General features: G+C 27.3%; 26 protein-coding genes. 8 read left to right on the top strand and 18 right to left on the bottom strand.

Annotated features, from left to right (window positions below):
- Positions 1-120: 120 nt before the first annotated feature.
- The 6 genes from ACFYH6_RS09565 to ACFYH6_RS09540 form a co-directional block, all read right to left on the bottom strand.
- Positions 121-663 carry a class I SAM-dependent methyltransferase gene (locus ACFYH6_RS09565; RefSeq protein WP_316344705.1) on the bottom strand — a complete coding sequence of 181 codons (543 nt, stop codon included), beginning with the start codon at positions 661-663 and terminating at the stop codon, positions 121-123.
- Positions 664-672: 9 nt separating this feature from the next.
- Complete coding sequence (locus tag ACFYH6_RS09560) at positions 673-1398, bottom strand: pseudouridine synthase (RefSeq protein ID WP_416178489.1); 726 nt, start codon at positions 1396-1398, stop codon at positions 673-675.
- Positions 1399-1552: 154 nt separating this feature from the next.
- Positions 1553-1984 (bottom strand): MarR family transcriptional regulator, encoded by a 432-nt coding sequence (locus ACFYH6_RS09555; protein WP_316344707.1) that lies wholly within the window; start codon positions 1982-1984, stop codon positions 1553-1555.
- Positions 1985-2077: 93 nt separating this feature from the next.
- Positions 2078-2551 (bottom strand): glutathione peroxidase, encoded by a 474-nt coding sequence (locus ACFYH6_RS09550; RefSeq protein ID WP_316344708.1) that lies wholly within the window; start codon positions 2549-2551, stop codon positions 2078-2080.
- A 17-nt stretch (positions 2552-2568) separates the two neighbouring features.
- Positions 2569-3114: a glutathione peroxidase gene (locus ACFYH6_RS09545; protein ID WP_416178488.1), complete on the bottom strand. Its 546-nt coding sequence runs from the start codon at positions 3112-3114 to the stop codon at positions 2569-2571.
- Between the two features lie 265 nt (positions 3115-3379).
- Complete coding sequence (locus tag ACFYH6_RS09540; RefSeq protein ID WP_416178487.1) at positions 3380-5719, bottom strand: TIM-barrel domain-containing protein; 2340 nt, start codon at positions 5717-5719, stop codon at positions 3380-3382.
- Positions 5720-6270: 551 nt separating this feature from the next.
- Between ACFYH6_RS09540 and ACFYH6_RS09535 the strand changes: the two genes are divergently transcribed.
- A complete protein-coding gene (locus ACFYH6_RS09535) occupies positions 6271-8097 on the top strand; it encodes an LTA synthase family protein (RefSeq protein WP_416178486.1) in 1827 nt (608 codons plus the stop codon).
- A gap of 38 nt (positions 8098-8135) precedes the next feature.
- Here the strand turns inward: ACFYH6_RS09535 and ACFYH6_RS09530 are convergent, their stop codons facing one another.
- From ACFYH6_RS09530 to ACFYH6_RS09505, 6 genes are all read right to left on the bottom strand, one after another.
- Positions 8136-9458, bottom strand: coding sequence for a 6-phospho-alpha-glucosidase (locus ACFYH6_RS09530; protein WP_416178485.1), 1323 nt, complete (start codon positions 9456-9458; stop codon positions 8136-8138).
- 31 nt (positions 9459-9489) lie between these two features.
- Positions 9490-11046, bottom strand: a complete 1557-nt coding sequence (locus ACFYH6_RS09525) for a PTS transporter subunit EIIC (protein ID WP_416178484.1) — start codon at positions 11044-11046, stop codon at positions 9490-9492.
- A gap of 213 nt (positions 11047-11259) precedes the next feature.
- Complete coding sequence (locus ACFYH6_RS09520) at positions 11260-12006, bottom strand: MurR/RpiR family transcriptional regulator (RefSeq protein ID WP_416178483.1); 747 nt, start codon at positions 12004-12006, stop codon at positions 11260-11262.
- Between the two features lie 10 nt (positions 12007-12016).
- Positions 12017-13153, bottom strand: coding sequence for an NADP-dependent malic enzyme (locus ACFYH6_RS09515; protein ID WP_316345055.1), 1137 nt, complete (start codon positions 13151-13153; stop codon positions 12017-12019).
- Positions 13154-13298: 145 nt separating this feature from the next.
- Entirely contained in the window at positions 13299-13646 is a 348-nt protein-coding gene (locus ACFYH6_RS09510) for a hypothetical protein (protein WP_416178482.1), read from the bottom strand.
- 121 nt (positions 13647-13767) lie between these two features.
- Entirely contained in the window at positions 13768-15273 is a 1506-nt protein-coding gene (locus tag ACFYH6_RS09505) for a carboxypeptidase M32 (protein WP_416178481.1), read from the bottom strand.
- Positions 15274-15629: 356 nt separating this feature from the next.
- On the opposite strand from ACFYH6_RS09505, the gene hisS reads away from it, so the two are divergent.
- Positions 15630-16928, top strand: a complete 1299-nt coding sequence (gene hisS / locus ACFYH6_RS09500) for a histidine--tRNA ligase (RefSeq protein ID WP_416178480.1) — start codon at positions 15630-15632, stop codon at positions 16926-16928.
- Between the two features lie 140 nt (positions 16929-17068).
- Here hisS and ACFYH6_RS09495 read toward each other — a convergent pair whose 3' ends face one another.
- Entirely contained in the window at positions 17069-17272 is a 204-nt protein-coding gene (locus tag ACFYH6_RS09495) for a DUF1657 domain-containing protein (RefSeq protein ID WP_416178479.1), read from the bottom strand.
- Between the two features lie 193 nt (positions 17273-17465).
- Between ACFYH6_RS09495 and ACFYH6_RS09490 the strand changes: the two genes are divergently transcribed.
- Genes ACFYH6_RS09490 through spoVAE form a run of 5 tightly spaced genes read left to right on the top strand, consistent with a single transcriptional unit; the run spans position 17466 to position 20410 of the window.
- Entirely contained in the window at positions 17466-17672 is a 207-nt protein-coding gene (locus ACFYH6_RS09490; protein ID WP_416178478.1) for a DUF1657 domain-containing protein, read from the top strand.
- Between the two features lie 13 nt (positions 17673-17685).
- Positions 17686-18546, top strand: coding sequence for a DUF421 domain-containing protein (locus ACFYH6_RS09485; protein ID WP_416178477.1), 861 nt, complete (start codon positions 17686-17688; stop codon positions 18544-18546).
- A 13-nt stretch (positions 18547-18559) separates the two neighbouring features.
- Complete coding sequence (gene spoVAC / locus ACFYH6_RS09480) at positions 18560-19039, top strand: stage V sporulation protein AC (RefSeq protein ID WP_416178476.1); 480 nt, start codon at positions 18560-18562, stop codon at positions 19037-19039.
- Positions 19040-20041: a stage V sporulation protein AD gene (gene spoVAD, locus ACFYH6_RS09475; RefSeq protein ID WP_416178475.1), complete on the top strand. Its 1002-nt coding sequence runs from the start codon at positions 19040-19042 to the stop codon at positions 20039-20041. It abuts the gene before it with no gap.
- Positions 20042-20056: 15 nt separating this feature from the next.
- A complete protein-coding gene (gene spoVAE / locus ACFYH6_RS09470; RefSeq protein WP_416178474.1) occupies positions 20057-20410 on the top strand; it encodes a stage V sporulation protein AE in 354 nt (117 codons plus the stop codon).
- 61 nt (positions 20411-20471) lie between these two features.
- Here spoVAE and ACFYH6_RS09465 read toward each other — a convergent pair whose 3' ends face one another.
- From ACFYH6_RS09465 to ACFYH6_RS09445, 5 genes are all read right to left on the bottom strand, one after another.
- Positions 20472-20846 carry a hypothetical protein gene (locus ACFYH6_RS09465; protein ID WP_416178473.1) on the bottom strand — a complete coding sequence of 125 codons (375 nt, stop codon included), beginning with the start codon at positions 20844-20846 and terminating at the stop codon, positions 20472-20474.
- A gap of 211 nt (positions 20847-21057) precedes the next feature.
- Positions 21058-22347 (bottom strand): uracil permease, encoded by a 1290-nt coding sequence (uraA, locus tag ACFYH6_RS09460; protein WP_416178472.1) that lies wholly within the window; start codon positions 22345-22347, stop codon positions 21058-21060.
- A 118-nt stretch (positions 22348-22465) separates the two neighbouring features.
- Entirely contained in the window at positions 22466-22630 is a 165-nt protein-coding gene (locus ACFYH6_RS09455) for a hypothetical protein (protein ID WP_416178471.1), read from the bottom strand.
- 67 nt (positions 22631-22697) lie between these two features.
- Positions 22698-23198 carry a hypothetical protein gene (locus ACFYH6_RS09450; RefSeq protein WP_416178470.1) on the bottom strand — a complete coding sequence of 167 codons (501 nt, stop codon included), beginning with the start codon at positions 23196-23198 and terminating at the stop codon, positions 22698-22700.
- A 13-nt stretch (positions 23199-23211) separates the two neighbouring features.
- Positions 23212-24108, bottom strand: a complete 897-nt coding sequence (locus ACFYH6_RS09445; RefSeq protein WP_416178469.1) for a ParA family protein — start codon at positions 24106-24108, stop codon at positions 23212-23214.
- 152 nt (positions 24109-24260) lie between these two features.
- Here ACFYH6_RS09445 and ACFYH6_RS09440 point away from each other — a divergent pair, with 152 nt between their 5' ends.
- Entirely contained in the window at positions 24261-24569 is a 309-nt protein-coding gene (locus ACFYH6_RS09440) for a phage antirepressor KilAC domain-containing protein (RefSeq protein WP_416178468.1), read from the top strand.
- The last annotated feature ends 2 nt before the right edge of the window (positions 24570-24571 follow it).

Genomic DNA, 24571 nt, shown 5'->3' with positions numbered 1-24571 from the left:
TCAATAAAACTAAAAATTGTTAATTATATATTATCATTTTCTGAATAAATCATCAATAATTATTTCATTTTGTTATATATTTACTATAAAAACTTCTCTTATATTTGTAAGTTGTCAATTCTATTTTTTCTCAACTATAACTAATATAGGTGAGATATTCTGCCTATTTAAATAAGATTGAATCATTACTCCAAACTGGTTTTTTGGTAGATCCTTTAGATAATCTAAAATGCAAGTTTCTTCTATTTTACCTTCATAATGACCTCTATAAATACAAATTGTCATTATTCCACCGCTATTTAATATATCTAATCCAGCTTTAATACTTTCTAATGAAGTTTCATGTAAAGTCGTTATTTCTTTATTCCCACCTGGGAGAAATCCTAAATTATACATGATACAATCAACTGGCTCATCTACATAATTTTTTAACAAATGATGTGAATCATTTATTATATTAACATTTTCATTATTCTTCTTTATATAATTTTCACAAGCCTCCTTTTGAATATCAAAGGAATAAACCTTATGAAATAAAGATGATAAAAAATCAGTATCAAATCCGTTACCTAGAGTTCCATCTATTGCAACATTTTTATTTTCAACAAAATCTCTAATTATATAATGAGATAAGTCACTAATATTACCTACATATTTAAACATATTACACCTCTATAATGAATTTAAATATTTTAATTCATTTTCTGTTAAGTTTCTCCACTCACCCTTTTTTAGATAACCTAATTTAAGATCTCCAATAGATATTCTTTTTAAAGAAATTACAGGATGACCAAGAGCTTCGCACATTCTTCTTATTTGCCTATTCTTACCTTCATGAATTGTAATTTCTACTAAGGTATTAATAGAATTATTTTTCCCTTTTTCCTTATCTAGAATTTCTATTTTTGCCTTTGCAGTTACATAGCCGCCAATATCTATACCATTTTCAAATCTAATAAGTTCCTCTTTACTAAATTCACCTTTGCATAACACTATGTACTTTTTCCCTATTTTAACTCTTGGATGAATTATTTTATTATATATATCACCATCATTAGTTAATAAAATTAATCCAGAACTATCATAATCTAATCTTCCTATGGGATAAATTCTTTCATCTACTTTGACTAAATCTAAAATAGTTTTTCTTCCTTTTTCATCTTTCACAGAAGTAATATATCCTTCAGGTTTATTAAGCATAATATAAAGCTTCTTTTCTTCTGGCTTAATTATTTTACCTTCATAAGAAACAATATCTATTTCTGAATTTATTTTAACTCCAAGTTCATTTACTAGCTTATTATTAACTTTAACTTTCCCACTAAGTATGATTTCTTCACACTTTCGTCTAGATGCTACACCACATCTTGCCATATATTTTTGTAATCTTTCTACCATATTAATCACTCCGACTTTTTAATAAACACTTAATATAGTACTCTAGTATGTTGGTTTGTGCAATAAATTTGTTCATATAAAAAGAGCTGCAAAAAAAACAGCTCTAAAAAAAGTATTGAATTATTAATTTATAATTATTAGTTTATGTCTAAAACTATTCTAAGTTATCCAATAATTCATCTAAGCTATTTTTTAATTCAACAGCTTTTTCTACTGGAAGCTTAATATTACATAATACTTTATTAGGAATATTTTTAGCTTTTTCTTTAAGAGAAGAACCTTTCTCAGTTAGTTCAGCTATAACAACTCTATCGTCACTTTGATCTCTATACCTTTTTACAAGGCCCATAGCTTCTAGTTTTTTTAACAATGGAGTTAAGGTTCCAGAATCTAGATGTAACCTATTTCCAATATGCTTTACACTTGCTTTATCTTCTTCCCATAATACAAGCATCACTATATATTGAGTATAGGTTAAGTTCAATTCATCCAATAAAGGTTTATATAGCTTTATTATTTCTCTGGATAAAGCGTACAAAGAGAAACATAATTGATTATCTAATTTTAGACTACTATATTCATTCATATTTTTCACCTACAATATAAGTATCAAATTTAATTTTACTAAATTAAATTGATTTTACATTTTAAACGTATTTATGTCAATATATATTTTATTTTATAGTATTTTATCTAAGTCTTCTTTTATCTTCAAAGGAGATGTTGTTGGCGAATATCTTTTTACTACATTTCCATTCCTATCAATTAAGAATTTTGTGAAATTCCACTTAATATCTTTAGTAAAGATTCCCTTTTCCTGATTTTTTAAATATTTATATATTGGATGAGTATTACTTCCATTAACATCTATTTTTTCAAACATATCAAATGTAACACCGTAATTAATTTCGCAGAAGTTTTTAACATCCTTATTATCACCAGGTTCTTGATTTAAAAATTGATTGCATGGAAAACCTAATATTTCTAATCCTAAATCTTTGTACTCTTTATATAAATATTCAAGATCTTTTAGTTGAGGAGTAAAACCACATTTACTTGCAGTATTAACTACTAACACAACCTTACCTGAATAATCACTCATTGATTTTTCTTTTCCATCTATATCTTTTGCAGAATAATCATAAAAGCTCATAAATAAAACATCTCCTATTAAAGTAATTTCTTTATATCTTCAACCATATCTAGAGGATCTACAGTTGGCTCATATCTTTTTATAACATTCCCATTTCTATCTATAAGAAACTTTGTGAAGTTCCATTTTATTGAATCATCAATTAAATATTCAGGAAACTTTTCGCTTAATATACTATTTAATAATTTGCCATTTGCTTTAGTTAAATCAAAACCTTCAAAAGATTTTTCACTACATAAATATTTAAATATTGGATGAACAGAGGCCCCTCTTACATCAATTTTTTCAAATAAATCAAATGTAACTCCATAATTAAGTTCACAAAAACTTTTAACTTCACTATTATTCCCAGGTTCTTGTTCCATAAATTGATTACATGGGAAACCTAATATTTCTAATCCACTTTTATTAAATTCCTTATAGATTTTTTCTAAATCAGCATATTGAGGAGTAAAACCACATTTACTTGCAGTATTAACAACTACAAGTACTTTACCTTTGTAATCACTCATTAATCGTTCATTTCCATTGATATCCTTTGCTTTAAAATCATAAAAACTCATTTCACTTTCCTCCATTTATGTATTTATTAAAATTAAATTGTATACAATTAATTTTAGTTTATACCTTTTAAATATTTAAGTCAACTAGTCTAAGCAAATATTTATCAACTATATAACTAATTGTTTTTATAGGAAATTTTATTGAGTATAATTAGTTTATATTATATTTATAATTTTAATAATGAGATATTATATATATAGTATTGATTTTATATTTACTTAAATAAATGCTAGTAGGATTTTCTCCCTACTAGCCATTTGCTTATTATATATTAAATTCTATAATATTATTATTTAAAGTGACCTTTTTAGCATTTATATATATTTTTTTCTCTTCCTTTAAGTTATTTAATATAAATTTAACTTTAGAATATTTATTAATATAATGATTTTTAATTACTGTAAAGTATATATTTATAGTATCCTTATTTGAAACCTTTATCTCATATTGGTTATAAACTCCTTCTTTATAGTCAAAGCTTTCACCATCATCATTATAATGGGTATAATTAAACTCTCTACCATCTTCTCCTAAATAGACATTTAAAATTAGTTCATCATTATTTACTTCACCTATATAATTTTGGCTAATCCCCATTGGAATAATTGAAGATTCTTTTATAAATATAGGACAAATATCTAATGGTGAATTTTTTATTATATATTGGCCTCCATTATAATTTTCACCTGTCCAATAGTCTATCCAACTATTTCCCTTTGGTAAGTAAACAAGCTTTTGTTTCATTCCTTGCTCTAATACTGGTGCAACTAAAATACTATCTCCACAAAGGAATTCGTCATTTATTTCATAAGTATTCTTATCATATTGATATTCAAATAGAAGAGGTCTAATAATTGGTGCACCTGTACTTTCACCCTTCCACATTAAATCATATAAATATGGAATTAATTTATATCTAAGATTTATATATTTTTTATTAATTTCTTCTGTTTCTATATTAAAGGCCCAAGGCTCTTGATCTCTAGTACCCATTGCTGAATGATTTCTAAATAAAGGAGTAAATGTACCTACTTGAACCCATCTAGATAATAATTCTCCAGTACAATCATGGCCAAAACCTCCAACATCTGTTCCACAAAAGCTCATTCCACTTAAACCTAAATTCATTAGCATAGGAATTGACATTCTTAAGTGTTCCCAAGTACTTTGATTATCTCCAGTCCATACAGTTGAATATTTTTGAGTGCCAGAATAACAAGCTCTTGTAATTACAAAAGGCCTTTTATTTGTAGCTTTCTTTATTCCTTCATAAGTAGCTTTGCTCATCATATGTCCATAAATATTATGAATTTCCTTATGAGTAACCTCTAACCCATCTTCATTGAAAGTTACATCATCAGGTAAAGGTCCATTAAAACTAGCTGGCTCATTCATATCATTCCATATTCCTGAAACACCAGTATCAATGATAATTTTTTGATTATCTGCCCACCATTTTCTAACCCTTGAATTCATAAAATCAGGATATACAGATTCACCTGGCCATACTCGATTTTTATATACTATTCCATCATTATCTTTTGCAAAATAATCATTTTTAAGCCCTTGAGAATATATACTATACTCTTTATCTATTTTTACCCCAGGATCTATAATAGTTACAACTTTAAAACCCATTTTATTAAGTTCATCAATAAAAGCCTTAGGATTTTCAAAGTTTTTATTATCCCAGGTAAATACTCTAAAACCATCCATATAATCTATATCTAAATATAATGTGTCACATGGAATATTTTTCTCTCTAAAAGCTTTTGCTATTTCTAGAACTCTTTCCTTTGGAGAATATGACCATCTACATTGTTGATAACCTAGTGTCCACATTTGAGGAAGAGGAGTTTTACCTGTTAGATTTGTATATTCATTTACTACATCTTTAACTTCTGGTCCATATATAAAGTAGTAATCAACATTCCCATCTACTGCTGAAAAATAATAGTAATTAGAATTTTCTTTTCCCATATCAAAATGAGTTTCAAAATGATTATCAAAAAAGATACCAAAGGCATTATTATCCTTTAAAGAAATTAAAAATGGAATTGATTTATATAATTGTTCAAAAGTTTCTCCATGAGGACTTGGATCGTCTGTATTCCAATTTTTATAATGATATCCTTTTTTGTTTAAAGAACCTGTTCTCTCACCAAGACCATAAAAATACATATTATCCTCCATAATCTTTGGAATAAAAATCTTATAATCTTTATGTCCATTAAGATTATGACCTTCTTCTTCTGCTAAAAACAAGTTATTTCCATGTCTTACAAAGGGCTCTCTTTCACCACTATAATCTCTACATAATATATTTCTATCTTTATCATAGATATTAACTATAAAGTTATCTTTTATTTCTATTATTAGGTTAGTTGTTTTTAAAATAATACTGCTTTCTTCTTCTTCAATAGAAAAATCTACATTGGTATAATTAATTTTCTCTACTGCTTTTGAGTTTCTTTCTTTTCTGTGAAGAGGAACAAAGAAATTAATAACACCTTCAGTAATAATACTTATAGTTGCTTTAATTTTTTCATACTCTATTGTAATTTCATTTTTATTAACTTCATATCCTTTTAATTTTCCAAACATCTTATCACCTCTATAATTAAATAAATATCTTACTTTTAATAACTACATTATAAAATATAAATAATTGTATTTCTTGGATTATAGTAGCAAATAATATAATAAAATTGCTTTTTTATTATATTAATATTTTAATAACATCTATTTACTTAATAATGATAAAAGGCCTTAAGGATTACTATTTCCTAAGGCCTTTTATCTTTATTTGAATAAATCTTTTAGAATATCTTTTGCTACCTTCTTTATTTTTTCATTATTTACGATGTATTTATTTTTATATCTACTATTTAAATAAGTAATATAATTTAAATTGTCATTAATGGTGGAACAAACTGCAAATATTATTACTGGGGTTAATTTAGGGATTTTCCATATAAAACTCCTTTTAATCATTAATAATACATTATATATATTTATAAATATATTGTTATAAATAAACACTATCTTTTTATAATAAATATTTATTAATTTTTATTTACATAAGATTATAATTGTAGCAATAACTACAAAATTAATATAAAATAGGTAGGTAAATTACTTTGGGAGGAATTGATATGAAAAATATTTCGAAAAAGCTAATATATAATAACTGGCTTTTTATATTAATGGTTTTAATAATACAAGGTAAATCGATGTTATTACTATCAATGCTAAGAACAGATGATTCATCCAGTATTAATTTTGCTACAATGTATTTTGGCACTCCAGCCATTTGGGCACATTTAGTAATTATTACTTTAATTTTAAGCATTATTTATCTATTTAAGTATAAAGGGAAATTAAGAGCAGCCTTAACTATAGATATTATTATATCTATTATATTTTTGTTAGATATATGGTATTACAGAGCAAATGGTACTTTCTTATCAATAAGACATTTAATTCATCCAGAAATTTTTAATCCAATAGGAAAGAACTTATTTAATTTTAGAATTGTAGATTTATTATTCTTTGTAGATTTTATATTTTTATTTATTTTATTTAGATTCAATAAAGTTAGAAATTATAGAGATAATTCAAAATTAGTGTTTAGAATAATAAAAGCTTCAACAATATTTGTATTAAGTGGAATTATAATTTATTTAGCTCATTATTATATAGATATTAAAGGCGTTATACAAAGTCAATCATTTTTAAGATTATCTTGGGCACCTTATCAAACTTTTAGTGATATGAGTCCACTAGGATATCATGGATATGATTTATTTTATTATACAAGTCTTAATAAAGAATTAAACTCTTCTGAAATAGAAGAAATAGATAATTGGTTTAAAAACAATAATGAAAATATAAAAGATAATGAATATGCTGGATACTTAGAAGGAAAAAACTTAATAGCTATACAAGTGGAATCCTTAGAAAATTTTGTAATAAATCAAAAGATTAATGGACAAGAAATAACACCAACATTAAATAAATTATTATCAAACAGTTTGTATTTTAATAATATATATGAGCAAAATAATTCTGGGACAAGCTCTGATGCAGACTTAATGGTTAATACTTCTATTTTCCCAGTAAGAACTAATAGTACCTTTCCAACATATCCATGGACTAAATATAATAGTCTTCAAATGCTTTTAAACAATGAAGGATATAATACAATATCAACCCATGCAGAACTACCAGGGAGTTGGAATTGGGCTGAACCACATAAGGCTTTTGAAGCAGATAAGCTTTGGGATATAAAGGATTTTAATTTAGATGAAGTTATAGGACCAGGTTTATCAGATGAATCATATTTAAAACAAATTGCTACTAAGCTAAAGGATGAAAAAGAACCTTACTATACTTTTATAGCTACTTTAACTAGTCATGGCCCTTTTGATATTCCAGAGGATAAAAAGCTACTAGACTTGCCTAAGGAATTAGATGAAAATATGTTAGGGAGTTATTTTCAAAGCATAAGATATACAGATGAAGCTATTAAATTATTCTTAGAAGAACTTGCTAAAAATGGTCAGCTAGATAATACAGTTATAATGATTTATGGAGATCATTGTGGTGTTCATAAATTCTATGAAGATATGATAACAGATGCTCCACTTGATGGAGATTGGTGGAAGGATAATAATAAGCAAATTCCTTTTATTATATATAATAAGGATATAGAACCTTCTACAATTTCTAAGGCTGGTGGTCAAGTTGACTTTTTACCTACTATAGCTTATTTATTAGGTATAGATAAGGAAAAGTTCGTAGAGACTTCTATGGGTCGTATTTTAGTTAACACTAATAGAAATTCAACTATATTAAATAGTGGTGAAATTATGGGTAATCCTGTAGATGAAGAAGAAAGAACTCTTCTACAAGATATATTTAAAATAGCAGATAATATTATTGAAGGTGACTATTTTAAGGAGAAAAATAGTACTTTTTAAAGAAAAGGCCCCAAGCTTGAAGCATGGGGCTAATTTTATTATTTTAAATACCAATAATCTTTATTTACTTCCATTAAATCATCTAATACTAATTTAGCCTTTTCAGGATTTACTATAGTTCTATTTAAAGTTAATGCTTGTAATGCCTTGGTATAATTTTTCTCTAGGCATGCTTCTACAGTAAGAAGTTCATAAGCATATTGAGATTCCATAAGTCCCTTGTAGAAAGGTTTAATTTCTCCATATTGGTATGGATTAGCACCATCTTTACCTACAGTTCCTGATACTTCAACTATAGCATCCTTATTGAAGTTAGTAATTATATTACTGTTTCTTTTCATTAATATAAATTCATTATTAAGATCATAAGCTATAGATTCTGCAAGTTCAACCATTAAATTACCAAATACACTATCAGTGATAATTTCAATTTCATCAATGGACTTAGCATTTTTAGCTTTTGAACATATGTCCCAAATTTCCTTTTCCCTTGAATCTTTAGCTTCATCAGCTCTAGTATAATTAGGATCACTTTCCTCTACTATTTCATCAGGGAAAAAGTAATATTGAAGGTAAGTATTTGGTATATATTCATCAAAGAATTTCATATATTTATTTACTCTTAAGTAAGTATCTAACCAAGATTTTGAACGTTGTTCTGCATTATAAGGTTTAAAATCAGAATCTCTTAAATAAGTTCTTAATTTGTCAAAGTAATTTTTCCCATTAACATCCCTTATATCAGTAAACCACCCAAAGTGATTTAGTCCAAAGTAAGTAGCCCTTAATTCTTCTTGTGGAACTCCTAATATTTTTGCATAAGAACGCATTAAAGAGTATGGTTGATCACAAAGATTTAGGATTCTATCATCATCTGGAAAAACTTTATCTAAAGCTAATGCTACTATTGCTGCTGGATTTGTATAATTTAGTATCCAAGTATCCTTTGAATGCTTTCTAACATCCTTAACCATTTGTATCATAGCATCAATGGATCTCATACCATATGCAAAGCCACCAGGGCCACAGGTTTCTTGTCCTACTAATCCATATTTCAAAGGAATTTTTTCATCGAAACTTCTCATTTCATTCTTTCCTGCACGCATTTGACAAAAAACAAAATCTGTTTTCTCATAGGCTACATCTTTGTCTATCGTAAATACAACTTCAGTTTCAGGAGAATAAGATTTTAATACTAATCTAATGTAGTCCTCCATCTTTGAAGTTCTTTCATCATCAATATCATAAAAAATTATCTTTTTTAAAGGAAATCTATCCTTTAACTTTACTAAACTTCCTATTAATGCGGGAGTTCTTGCACTTCCTGCTCCAGTTATTGTAATTATGTTACTACTTCTCATCTTCTATCCCTCCACTTAATATTATATTAGATTACATATTTTGTAATTGCTCATCAACGGCATTTCTTACAAATTCAACTAATGGTCCATATACTATGTGTATATGTTTTGGTGCAGGTAAGAATATACCTGTACAGCCAGAACTCTCTAATAATTTACGATCTATTACATTCACTTCTCCTAAATCTATTCTTAAACGAGTAATACAATTATCTACGTTTTTAATATTTCCCTTACCGCCTAAGGCTTCAATTACTATCTTAGCAATTTCATCATATCTCTTTTCTTTTATTAAAGTATTATCTACTGAAGGTGAATCCTCTCTACCTGGTGTTTTTAAATCAAACTTTAATATTGCCCATTTGAAAACAAAATAAGTAACCACTGCTAATATTAGTCCAATTAGTATAAACCAAATCCAATTTGTTTTTTCATAAAGTAATCCAAAGATTGTAAAGTCAAATATTGTTCCTCTAATATATCCTATTCCTACATTAGCAAGAGATAAAGCAACTGCTCCTACCCCAATAATACATGCATATACAACATATAATAATGGAGCTATAAATACGAATGAAAATTCTAATGGTTCAGTTACATTTCCTAAAAGTGCTGTTAATATACATGTAACCATTAATGACTTAACTAACTTTTTGTTTTCTTTATATGAAGTTTTGTACATAGCTAATCCTATAGCTGGAAAAGCAAATAAAGTACATAACATTTGTTGTTGAGCCATAAATCTTGTTAATGATGGCATCATACTCCAATATTCACTACTAGGTCCTTGATTGAATAAAACTTCATTTAATGTAGGAACTACACCAACAAAAGTTTCTCCGTTTATTACATAGGATCCACCAGCTTCAGTAAACCTAAATAATGCATTCCAAAGATGATGTAATCCAAATGGAATAAATAGTCTTTCACCTGCAGCTGTAAAGAAAGGTCCAACTGGACTTAAGAATACTACTGATAATTTAGTTAAAGCCTTTACAAAAAACTCCCATAAGAATGGAACTGTTAAACCAATAACCATCATTATTCCCATTGTAATAATAGGAACAGATTTTTTACCAGAGAAAAACGCAAAAGCAATTGGTAACTCAAGCTTATAGAATTTATCAGTAGCCCAGGCAGCCACTAAACCAGTTATAATACCACCTAAAGCATTAATGTTCATAGTTTGAATTCCAAGAACCTTAATTTGTCCAAATTGACTCATTACTTCTGGTGCAGCTAACTTACCAGTTACTGTTAACCAAACATTCATAGAAATTATTAATATTATATATCCTATTACTGATGCAAAAACTGATATTCCTTTATCTTTCTTTGACATTCCATAAGCTACTCCCATAGCAAACATTAATGGAATATTATCAAATACAGCTCCAGCAATAGTTCTTATATTTACCAAAATTGTATTTAAGACTTCATTGCCTAGGAAAGGGAATCTTGCAATCATATAGGATTGAACCAAAGCTCCAGTTATTCCTAGAATCATACCAACAGGTGCCATTACAGCAATTGGAAGCAATAAAGTTCTACCAAATTGTTGAATTTTTTGACTAAACTCTTTTGACATGTTATTTTCCCCCATATTATTAAATTTATTTTATGAATACCTTTACTTTAAAGAGATCTCTTCTTAATGCTTATTTTAAAGACTCAAATAAAATCTTTCAATAGAAGTTAGTGATACTCTTTTTCTTTATAAATACAAAGGTCCCCTAAAATGACTTATGTCATTTTAAAGATTACAATGGATTTTTTATAAAGAAAAAGCCTGATTATAAATCTAGGCTTTTTCTTTGTAAAATATCTTAATTGAATTTATTAACATTTCGATAACTATAAACATACTTATTCTTGATATGCTATCATTATCTTTAGTTTCAGTGTCATTAGAAACACAATGTAAAGTATAATCACTTATTTTTGATAACTCATTATTTCCAAAGGAAGTTATTGCAATTACTTCAGACCCTCTTACTTTAGCAATGTTAGCGACTTCTAATATCTTAGTAGTATTTCCTGATAAAGATATTAAAATAACTAATTCACCCTCTTCTAAGGTTTTACTAACTAAAGTGAGAAGATTATAATCTTTTACAAAAATACACTTAATTCCTACAGTTAATAATAAATGATTTAAATAATAGCCAGCTGCTTTGCTTGTACCACGAGCAAATACATATACTGTTTTTGCTTTTATTACTTTTTCGGAAATTCTTTTATATAAATCTCCTTCTGCTACAATAAAAGTTTTCTCAATATTTTGTTTAAGTTCATATTGCAAATCTTCCATTATATTAATGATATCTTCAGAGTTAATATTGGATTTTAAATAATATTTTAAATCAGAAAATCCTTCAAAACCTAACTTTTGAGCTAAATTAATAATTACAGTTTTAGAAGTAAAGGTTTCTTTAGCTAAATCAGTTATTTTCATCTTCATAACTTTTTGCTGATTATAATAAATATATGTAAATACCTTTTGTTCACTATTAGTTAACTTATTAAATAATTTAGCTAAATTCTCCATATAATACTCCTTAATTTTTAAAACTATAAATAATATTACAAACTAAATTAGCAATTTTTTTATCAAATACACTTGGTATAATATTGTTTACATTTAGATCATTTTCACTTATACAACTAGCTATACCTTTAGCTACTTCTAATTGCATTTCAGTTGTTATTTTATTTATGCGAGCAATTAAAGCTCCCTTTATAATCCCTGGGAAAACTAGTAAGTTATTAATTTGATTTGGATAATCACTTCTTCCAGTTGCAATAATTTTTGCCTTTGCTTCCTTTGCAACTTCAGGCATTATTTCAGGCACTGGATTAGCTAATGCAAAAATAATAGAATCTTTATTCATAGATTCCACCATTTCTTTAGTCACTATATTTCCTGCACTTACTCCTATAAATACATCTGCATCAACTAGAGCATCTTGAAGTAATCCCTTTTTGTTTTGGTTGAATTTATATGCACATTTCTCTTGATAAATATTTCCTGCATTGTTAATAGTGATTATACCATATTTATCACAAATTACAATGTTAGTAAAGCCAGCATCATAAAGTAAATTAGAAATTGCTATTCCAGCTGCACCTGCTCCATTTACTACTATCTTTACATTACTATCCTTATTAACTAGCTTTATAGCATTTAACAATGCAGCTAATACAGCTATAGCCGTACCATGCTGATCATCATGAAATACTGGAATATTACAAATCTCATTAAGCTTTTCTTCAATTTCAAAGCAACGAGGTGCACTAATATCTTCTAAATTAATGGCTCCAAAACTACCCTCTAATAATTTTACTGTTTCAATTATTTTATTAGTATCATTACTATTTATACATAGTGGAAATGCATCTACATCAGCAAATTCCTTAAATAATACACATTTCCCTTCCATAACAGGCATAGCTGCTAATGGTCCAATATTCCCCAATCCTAATACAGCACTTCCATCAGTAATTACACCTACTAAATTAGACCTTCTAGTATATTTATATGAGTTTTCACTATCTTTTTGTATTTCCAAACATGGATACGATACCCCTGGGGTATAAGAAACTGCAAGATCCTCCCTAGTATTTACTGGACATCTACTTATAACTTCTATTTTACCTTTCCAATTTTCATGTGATTTTAAGCTTTGTTCTTTCATAATACATCCCTCCATATATGAAATAATAGGATGTATTTTTCTTTGATTCAATATACTTAAGCTATTTATGACCTAGGTAATTTTCTATAGTATAAAAAAGTAATCTTATTTACCATTATTTCCCAGTAAATAAAAATCTAATTTACTAATTAAGTCTTAATACTATTTCTAATCCATATTTATTTAATAAATCTAAAGGTACATCTTCTTCAAATTCCATTAGCTGACTTATGATTATATTTCCTTCAGTTTTATAACTTAAAATCTTACCTTTAGCTTCATCCTTAAAATCACTCCATGTCCAAAGATGAGCTGTTCCTTCAATAGCTTTAATTTCATATATATAGTTATTGGACATTAAAATATATTGAGATAATAATAACCTTCTGTTCTCTTTATCATAAATATATTCTTTAGAATATTCTTTAATACATTCTTTAATTTCTTTATCTAAATTTAAATATTTAATATATATTTCTTTAAACCTTCCCATTTAAGTACTCCATAAATATAATTTTTATAAATATTATAACATTTTTATCTTTAGTTTTTCTATTGAGTATAAAAAAGATACTGTAATACAAAGGATGTTCTGTATTACAGTATCTTTAATTCTACTCTACATCATAAATTTTATAGTATTTATTCTTTAAATAATCTATAAAGTATTTAGGGTTAAGTTCTTCACCAGTAATTCTCTTTATAAGTTCTTCTGGAGTATAAATAGCACCATGAACATGAACTTTTTCATTTAGCCATTTAGTAATTTCAGTAAGATTTCCATTCTTAACTTCTTCCATTACATTTGGTTTTTCCTTTAAAAGTGTATTAAACATTTGTGCACCATATAGATTTCCTAAAGCATAGCTTGGGAAATAACCAAAGGATCCATCTGACCAATGCATGTCTTGAAGAATTCCTTCCGCATCATTTTTAGGCTCTACTCCTAGATATTCTTTATACTTTTTATTCCATGTATCTTTAAGTTCGTTTACAGTTATTCTTCCATTAATTAATTCTTTTTCAATTTCATATCTAATTATAATATGAAGTCCATAAGTTAACTCATCTGCTTCTGTTCTTATTAATGATGTTTCAACATAATTCATAGCTTCATAAAATTCATCTAAAGTAACATCTTTAAAGTCAGAAAAATATTCTTTAGCCACAGGTAAAAGATATGAACAGAATTCCTTACTTCTTCCTAATATATTTTCATAGAATCTTGATTGTGATTCATGAATTGCCATAGATGCTCCTTGTTGTAATCCTGTTGATTCTAAATCATCACTAATATTTTGCTCGTAAATTCCATGACCACCTTCATGTATTGTGCTAAATAAAGCTGATGTAAATTCATCTTCGTGATAATTAGTAGTTAATCTAACATCCTTATTACCAAAGTTAGTTGTAAATGGATGAACGCTTACATCTAATCTACCTGCTTCCATATCAAAACCTATTTTCTCTAATATAAATAAGGATAGTTCTTTTTGCTTACCTTCATCAAAATGTCCATATAAGAAATCACGATTCAATTTCTTATTACTTCCTTTAACCTTATTTAATACTTCAATTATACCATCTTTTAATTCAGAAAAAATTTTATCTAGCTTTTCTGTAGTAAGACCTAGTTCATATTTATCTAATAAAGTATCATATTTATTATTTTTATATCCCCAGTAATTAATAAATTCCTTTTGAAATTCCACTACTTTTTCTAAGTAAGGTTTAAATATTTCAAAGTCACTAGCATCTTTCGCCTTTTCCCAAGCAATTTCTGAGTTACTACAAAGGCCTACATATTCTACATATCTATCTTGTGGAATTTTCTTAGTTTCATTATAATTCTTTTCTAGTTCTTGAAGAATTCTTTGTTCTACTTTATTCATTTCATCCTTATAAGGAGTTAAGTCATTAATAAACTCTCCTACTTTTGGACTTGTTATCATTTTAAAAGCTTCGCTAGATAGATACTCTAAAACCTTACCTCTTGATTCACCAGCTTTACTTGGAATGTTAGTTCTCATATCCCAATAAATTATGCCAATAGCCTGTTCTAATCTTTCATATTGGCTTAAATAATCTTTTAATTCATCTATTTTTTCTTTTAATTCCATTTCTTTTCCTCCTATTATAAGTTTACCTTACTATAAATATACCATATTTTAGATATATATAAAAATAATTAATATTATTTTTATACAAATTACGCTCTTATTATTGAATTATTTTTGTCCTTAGTTTATTATATTAATAATAAAATTAGGAGGAAAAATTATGAAAGTACTAATGTATTTAAATTACATACATCATCATTGCTAGAGAGACTTCATCTTATATAAGATGCAAGTCTATTTTCAGTAGGCTTGCTTCTCTAGGCTATGATTAGTACAATCATATTGTTAAGCCCTGTAGAACTTGCCTACAGGGCTTTTCTGTACAATTATAATTATTTATATAAGGAGAGATTAAAATGAAAAATACTATAATAAAACCAAGTATATTACCAGGCTTCATGGAATTATTACCTATAGAACAAAGAATTTTTAATGACATAGTTGAAAAAATAACAAAGGTTTACGAGGATAACGGATGCTTACCAATTGATACACCAATAATTGAAAAATCAGAAGTATTATTAGCTAAGAGCGCAGGAGAAACTGAAAAACAGGTATACTCCTTTAATAAAGGAAGTAAAAGTTTATCCTTAAGATTTGATTTAACAGTTCCCTTTGCTAGATATACTGCTCAATATTTTAATGAATTAACATTTCCATTTAAGAGATACCAAATTGGAAAAGTATATAGAGGTGAAAGAAATCAAAAAGGCAGATATAGAGAATTCTATCAATGTGATATAGACATAATTGGTAAGGATAAACTAAGTATTAAAAATGATGCCTTTGTAATAAGTTTAGCTTCAAAAGCCTTTAAATCTATAGGTTTAAGTAAATATAAATTTCAAATTAGCAATAGAAAGATCCTGTCAGGTCTATTGGAAGATTTAAAAATTGATAATATAAATGAAGTTATGATTCTAATAGATAAATTCGATAAAATTGGTAAGGAACTATTTGAATTAGAATTAAAAAAGATAGTAGAAAAAGAAAAAGCACTAAAGATAAGTGAAATAATAAATATATATGGTTCTACTGAAGATGTAATAGATGCTTTAGATTCCTTTAAAATAAATAATGATAAATTTCTTTTAGGAATTAAAGAATTAAAAGAAGTTACAACTTCATTAGATTTCTTAGGGGTACAGCCTACTGAATATGAAATCAATTTAAAAATAATAAGAGGATTAGATTATTACACAGGAACTGTATTTGAAACTTTATTAGTCAATAATGAAGGATATGGATCTATTTGTTCAGGAGGAAGATATGATAACTTAGCAGAAAATTATACAACTAATATTTTACCTGGAGTTGGTATTTCCATAGGATTAACTAGGTTATTCTTTGTCTTAAAAGAGATAGGTTTTATAGATAAATATAAATTGCCATCAAAGGTTGAATATTTAATAATTCCAATTGGTGATACTTATAAATATTCTTATGAAGTTTATAACAGACTCTCCTCTTTAGGTAAAACAGTTGAAATTTATTTTGAAGAAGATAAGCTTAAGAAAAAAATAAGTTATGCAAATAAGCTTAATATCCCATATGTTATTCTTTTAGGAGAAGAGGAAGAAAAAAATACTACTATAAATATAAAAGAGATGAGTACTGGGAATCAAACAATCATTAAGTTTAATGACATAAAATAAAGATACTAATGAAGTGATAGAAAATGTAAACTCTTAATAAATGGGTAATACCAAATAATTAAATATATTACAAAAAAACATAAGGACATTATATAGATCTAAACTATATAATGTCCTTTTCTCATTTCAATATAATAATTCTATTTATCATATTGAGGCTCTTGTTCTTTTACAAAATCTAATCTAGATTGAAGTGATTGTTCTACGCTATCCATAGTAGTTGCAAGTTGATTAAACATTTGTTTTGCTTCTTGATTGTCAGTGTCTAAAGAAAATGTCTTCATATCAGCTGCTAATCCCTTTGCACTAGCTAAGGCTGTTTCAAGTTTAGTTCCTGTTGGCATAATAATTCCTCCTATATAATTTTATTTTTCTAATATATTGTTAGTTATAACTAATTTAAATATTCTATATTCACAAGATGAAATTTTTCCCTTTATATGCCTAAATAATAATTTTTGTAAAGTAATGAATTAAAACACTATATAAAGGTTAAAGTAATGCTATAAAGATTTCAATAATAAAGGAGACTTTAATATGAGTGCTATTTCAAAAGTAAAACAAACCTTAGCTACTTTAAAAGGTGCGGAAGCTACTTTAAGAATGTATTACGTTCAGGAACAAAATAAAGAAGCTAAATCTATATACAGTGATGCATTAGAGCAAATAAATAAAATCAACATGGAATTAGACAAAAGAATAGGAGTTATGGAATTTGAAGAACCACAATACAAGGGTAACTAAGTGAGGTGAAGAAATGAGTACTTGGTTAATAATATTATTTAAATCAATATTTTTATTTTTTGTAGCAATAGTAATAACTAAATATAGAAAGAGAAAAACAATAGCTAGGTCTACTACTTTTGATTTAATTTCAAATTCTGTTGTTGCTGTGATAATTGCTTTAATGTCATTAAATATAATAAGTAATTTCTATTTTGGATTAGTTGCATTAGCTATATGGGCTTTTATGCCTTTAGCTTTAGATTATGCAGAAATGAAAAGTAAAACAATTTATAACATATTGCATGGAAAAGAAAGAGTGCTAATTAAGAATGGAAAAATAATGGAAGATAATTTATCTAAAGAAAGAATTACAGGTCAAGAATTCTTGCAGCAAATGCGTTCAAAAAATGCCTTTAATTTGGCAGATGTAGAATTTGCTTTAATGGAGTCAAATGGAGATATTAATATAAGCTTAAAAGCTGATAAGAAACCTGTTACTTCCTTTGATTTAGGGAAAAAATTAGGTGCAAAATCTGAACCACAAGCAGTAATTCTAGATGGAAATATTCTAAATGAAGGTCTTACTAATGCTGGTTTAAATCAAGGATGGCTAAGTACACAATTAGAAATTCAAGGAGTATCTCTTGAAAATGTGTTTCTTGGTCAAGTAGATTCCTCTGGAGACCTATATGTTGATCTTTATGATGATATGATACAAGTACCTAAGGCACAAATTAAAGAAGTGCTTTATGCAAGTATTCAAAAATCAGTATCAGATCTTATGTCTTATTCATTAGATACAGATAACATAGAGGCAAAAAATATGTACTCTAAAAATGCAAAAAAGCTTGAAGAAATCTTAGAAAAATTAGAACCACATTTATTACGTTAGAAGGTGATAAGCTATGTCAAATATGAAGAAGAAAAAAATGACTACTACACAGCAAGAATTTGATGCGTTAGTTAAAGGAATAGAACCAAAAAGACCTATATTAAAAAATTGTATAAGAGCTTTTTTAGCTGGAGGGGCTATTTGTACAATAGGTCAAATTCTACAATGGATATTTATAAACTATTTTGGATTTGATGAAAAAACTTCAGTCTCTCCTACTATAGTAGTATTAATATTTTGTGCTGCTCTATTAACTGGCTTTGGTGTTTTTGACCATATAAGCCAATGGGCAGGATGTGGAACTGCCGTACCTATTACAGGCTTTGCAAATTCTATTGCTTCTGCTTCAATGGAACATAAAAGTGAAGGCCTAGTTCTTGGAGTTGCTGGTAATATGTTTAGACTTGCAGGAGCTATTGTAGTATATGGAGTTATTTCTGCCTTTATAGTAGCGACAATTAAGATGATAATCATATGGCTAGGAGGGATGTAAATGCTTAAAGGACATCAATCTTGGATATTTGAATCAAAACCAACAATTATAGCTTCTGCTGCTGTTGGTGGGCCCTTTGAGGGAAATGGAGCTTTAGCAAAGGATTTTGATATAATTACTGAAGATTTATGGGTAGGTCAAGACAGTTATGAAAAGGCTGAAAAAGCAATATTAGAACACGCTTGTCATAGAGCAATTCAAAAAGCAAAACTAAAAAAAGAAGATATTAATTTCTATTTTAGCGGAGATTTAATGAATCAAATAATATCTAGTAGTTTTGCTGCTAGAACACTGGGAATCCCTTATTTAGGTATCTTTGGTGCCTGCTCAAGTGCTATGGAAGGCTTAGCATTATCTGCTCAATTAATAGATAGTAAATCTGCAAAATACGTTCTTACATCTGCAAGCAGCCATAATGCAGCTGCAGAAAAACAATTTAGATATCCCACAGATTATGGAGTCCAAAGGCCTCCTACGGCTCAATGGACAGTAACAGGAGCCGGCGCTGCAGTACTTTCTGAAAAAGGAAATGGTCCCAAGGTAACATCAGCTACTATTGGAAGAGTTATGGATATGGGGATTTCAGACCCATATAATGTTGGACCAGCAATGGCACCTGCTGCTGTAGATACTATTGAAGCTCATTTTAGAGATTTAAATATAGACGCTACATATTATGATTTAATTGCAACTGGTGATTTAGGAAAGGTTGGTCATGAAACTGCAAATGCATTATTTCAAAAACATAATATAAATATGCCAAAAGATATATTTACAGATTGTGGACTTTTAATTTATAAAAAAGAACAACCAAGTTTTGCTGGTGGAAGTGGATGTGGATGCTCAGCAAGTGTAACTTATGGCCATTTATTAAATCGTATGCGTAAGGGAGAGTTAAAAAGAATATTAGTAGTTGCCACTGGTGCTCTCTTCTCCCCTATTTCTTTTCAACAAAAAGAAAGCATACCATGTATTGCCCATGCAGTATCTATAGAAATGTAAAAAGGTGTGATATATATGGAAAAATTTATTTTTGCTTTTATTATAGGTGGTATAATTTGTGTAATTGGTCAATTGCTAATGGATATTTTGAAAATTACACCAGCCCATACAACTTGCACATTAGTTGTTATAGGTGCAATTTTAGGAGGGCTTGGTTTATATGATCCATTAGTAAAGTTTGCAGGTGCAGGTGCCTTTGTTCCAATTAGTAGTTTTGGGAATACCCTTGTAACAGCTGCAATAAACGAAGCTAAAGAGTTTGGCTTTATTGGAATTTTTAATGGATTATTAAAAACAGTAAGTGCTGGAGTATCTTCTGCAATAGTCTTCGGATTCTTTACTGCAATGATATTTAAACCAAAGGGATAGGTGCTGCCGCATTATTAGTTTTAAAATTCTAAATTTTTAATTAGGGGCTGTGCCACAGCCCCTAAAATAACAAAATAAGATCTATTAAACTATTTGTATATATAATTAATTCATCATAACTTAATGGATTTATTGTTTTGAAGATTCCATTTAAATTATATTGATAATCCTTTAAATACTTTAGTAAGTAAATCTTACTATTAGTATATCCTTGAGCAAATTTATCATTTTCTAGACCTTCAATTATATTATCTACTACGGCTTTAGATTTTAACACTTTCTTTTTTATTTCATTAAGAAAATCTTCAGTAAAATTTTCTTTAAAGACTATTTTTTCTCTCATTATTGATGTCATATTTCTTAGAATATATATTTCATCATTTAAATCGACATAATATTTCTTTCCTATAATTTTCTCAATTAATTTTCTATCCAAAATTTCCTCCTAAAAATAATTCATTAGCTTTATTCTAATACTGTTAATATTCATTTTCAACATATTAATACCTATATTAAATATTATAATCCTTTATAAACACATTAAAGTAAAGATAATACTATTTAAAATATAAAAATATGGAATAGATTTATACTTAGTAAATCTATTCCATGGGAAACATTAGATATATTATTTAATTACATATACATTAAGCTTCTTCATTCATAATTCCAAGCTTATCAAATATTATAAATGCTAAGTTTAATGCTATTCCTACTACTGCAGCAAGACCCATTCCCTTTAATTCTACAACACCTATGCTTAACTTAATTCCACTTAAGCCAACCATAAATATTATTGATGTAAGAATTAAGTTTCTTGATTTAGAATAATCAACTTTTTCTTCTATAAAGGTTCTAAGACCTGATGTTGCTATAGTACCAAATAGTAATAAGCTAACTCCTCCTACTACTGGAGTTGGTATTGTGCTTATTAATGCTGAAAGCTTACCTGAAAATCCTAGTACTATTGAAATTAAACCTGCACCACATATTACATATACACTATATACTTTAGTTAATGCCATAACACCTATATTTTCACCATAAGTTGTAGTTGGTACTGAACCAAAGAAACCTGAAACCATAGTTGATAATCCATCACCTAAAAGAGATCTATGAAGTCCTGGATCCTTAGTTAAATCTCTACCCACTATACTACTAGTAACCTTTAAATGTCCAATATGTTCAGCTAATACAACGAATGTAGCTGGAAGTATAGTTAATATTGGAGTCATTTCAAATTTTGCTAAGTGTATTTGTGGAACTGCAAAGAATGATGCATTACTTACAGCAGTAAAGTCTACAAGACCTACAAAATAAGCTGTTATGTAACCAACAACAACCCCTATTAAGATAGGAATTACCTTTAAGAATCCTTTAAGTAGTACATTACATAGTATAACTGTTGCAAGAGTAACCATTGATACTATTACCCATGTAGTATTTAATTCTGGTGAATTTGAGCCTCCAACTGGGAAACCTGCCATATCAGCTGCATTTGATGCAAGCTCTAAACCTATTATAGTTACTATTGCACCCATTGCTGCTGGTGGAAATAATTTGTTAATCCAGGAAGTACCTGTATAACTTACAATAATTGCTACTATTGAAAAAACAAGACCTGAAATTACAAAACCACTTTGTACACTTTGGAAACTATAACCTTCACTAAATAAGAGGAATGTTGGTGCTAGATAAGCAAAGCTTGATCCTAAATACGCTGGTATACCTCTTTTTGTAATAAAGGCATAAAGTAATGTCCCTACTCCATTAAAGAATAGTACTGTTGTTGGATCAATGTTAAATAAGATAGGAACTAGAATTGAAGCTCCAAACATTGCAAATAAATGTTGAATGCTTAACGGAATAGCTTTCCTTAGTGGAACCTTCTCGTTGACGTCCACCATTGCTATTTCTTTTTCTGATGTATTTTTCATAATATTATCCCCCTTCTTAGTTTCTCTGAACTAAATTAAAAGTATTTCTTATGAAATATACCACTTTTAAAAAGAAAATACAATATTTTTTACTAATTTGTATAGAATATTATAGAAATTAATCATCACTGCAAACACAAAATCTATTTTGAAGGGCTATATACTCCTCATTACTTAAGCTATCTAAATACTTTAAATAATGTTCTTCACTACAAAAAAATCCTATCTTATTTTCAAAATATTTATTATTTAATTCTTTTTTACAATACATACATTTTTTCATTTTATCACCTTTATAATTTAGTTTATCTATATTTTATGTTCTCAATAATTAGTAATACTTATACTATTTATAGATTCTTAAATGCTTCTCCTTGTTTCATAGCTTTTATATAACTTATAATGCTATTATACACTTCTTCCTTTTTAATTTTCATAAATTTTGTATTTCCATTTAATAAATAGTAAAGCAAATTTAAATCTAATAAAGTTGATGATTTTAATAATTCTTCTTTGCTTTTTCTTAGAATAAATTTCACTACATCTGTCTTTGTATTAAGATTATTGTATTTTAATTTTATACCATTAATTTTATTAAAATCTTTGCTTTCTAATAATTTTATAACATCTAAAAAAGATTGTTTATTAGTATTCTTACTATCCTTATATTCTTTAATATCTAATTTCAACCTCATATCCTCTAAAGAAATATCACTATATAAACTAATATAATTAATAATCTTATCAATATCTTTTAATTGAGAATTAAGATTTTTACATTTGATAACTTTTAATATTCCACAATATTTAGTCATTATATTAATAATATCTTTAACATATATGTTTTCCATAATTACCTCTCAATTATTCTATTAAATCAATTATTTCATTAGTTAAGTTTTCATATTCATCAACAATAATTCCTTCTGCTGTATTTCTAGCAATATCCTCATAATTTTTTATAATTGAATTAAATAAATAAGGACCTTTGCCCTTTAACTTTAATACAGTATCTACAGATGAGTTATCTAACATAGCATTTAATTCATTTAATACACTATTATTATTAACAGATCCCTTTTTTAATGTTTGAAATATTCCTAAAAACTTTGATCTTTCTCCAAATAACAATTTAGCAATATCAGCATTTTCATGCTCTTCACAATATTTATTATATATTTTTTCTACTGTCTTAATATAATGGGCTACTCCTCTTATACTTATACCTTGTACAATTGTTGGAATTATAAAGTAGTCTGAAAGTAAAAATGCTCCTTGAGTTATAACATTATTACTTGGAGGACAATCAAATAAAATATAGTCATAAACATTATCTAATCCTTGTTTTTGTAGAAATTGTTGTAATACAGTTAAGTCATCCAAATTATCTTTCATTCTCATTGCTATCTCATCTAATCCCCCTCCACTATAAAATATATTAGATGGAATATAATCTAGGTACATATTTAATTCTAGCGGAATTCTTTTTATTAGGATATCATTTTTAAAATTGAACTCTATATGTGGATATTGTTTTGCTTTTAACCATATATCATATATATAATTTAAAGACTCATTAAATTTAAGTTCATCTAAAGTATTTAGTTTTCCAATGCAAATCTCACTTAATGAACATTGTGGATCTAAGTCAATAAGTAATACCTTTTTACCTTTATTAACGAGATGGATACCAATTTGATATATACTTGTTGTCTTTCCAACCCCACCTTTATAGTTTCCAACAAATATTTTTTTAGCCATTTCAAACTCCTTAAACTTATTTATCCCTTTATATATATTTATTTTTTATTATTTTTATGAAAATTTTAAAATTAATAGATTACTTTCGTATATAAAAGATAGAGAAGATAATTGATAAAATATCTAAATAAAAGTAATATGGAGGATTAAAAATGGAAAACTTATTGAATTTTAAAAATGATAATTTACTTATTCCAATAACACTTATATCAAAGGATTATGGAATGTCTGGATTAAAGATGAATAAGCTACTTAATGCCCTAAAAGTTCAATATAGATTAGGTAATAAGTGGGTTCTATATCAAGATTATGCTAAGGATGGATATACTCATTCTAAGACTATTAATACTGCTAGTGGAAAAGCTGTAGTTGTAACCTATTGGACAGAAAAAGGTCGTGAATTTATATATAAGATTTTAAAGGAAAAGCTAGATATTCTTCCATTAATAGAAGTAAAGTAAAA

This window comes from Clostridium sp. HCS.1 (assembly GCF_047900555.1).
GTDB lineage: Bacteria > Bacillota > Clostridia > Clostridiales > Clostridiaceae > Clostridium.
Note: the sequence above shows the minus strand (reverse complement) of the source record. Positions and strands in the feature narration are given on the sequence as shown.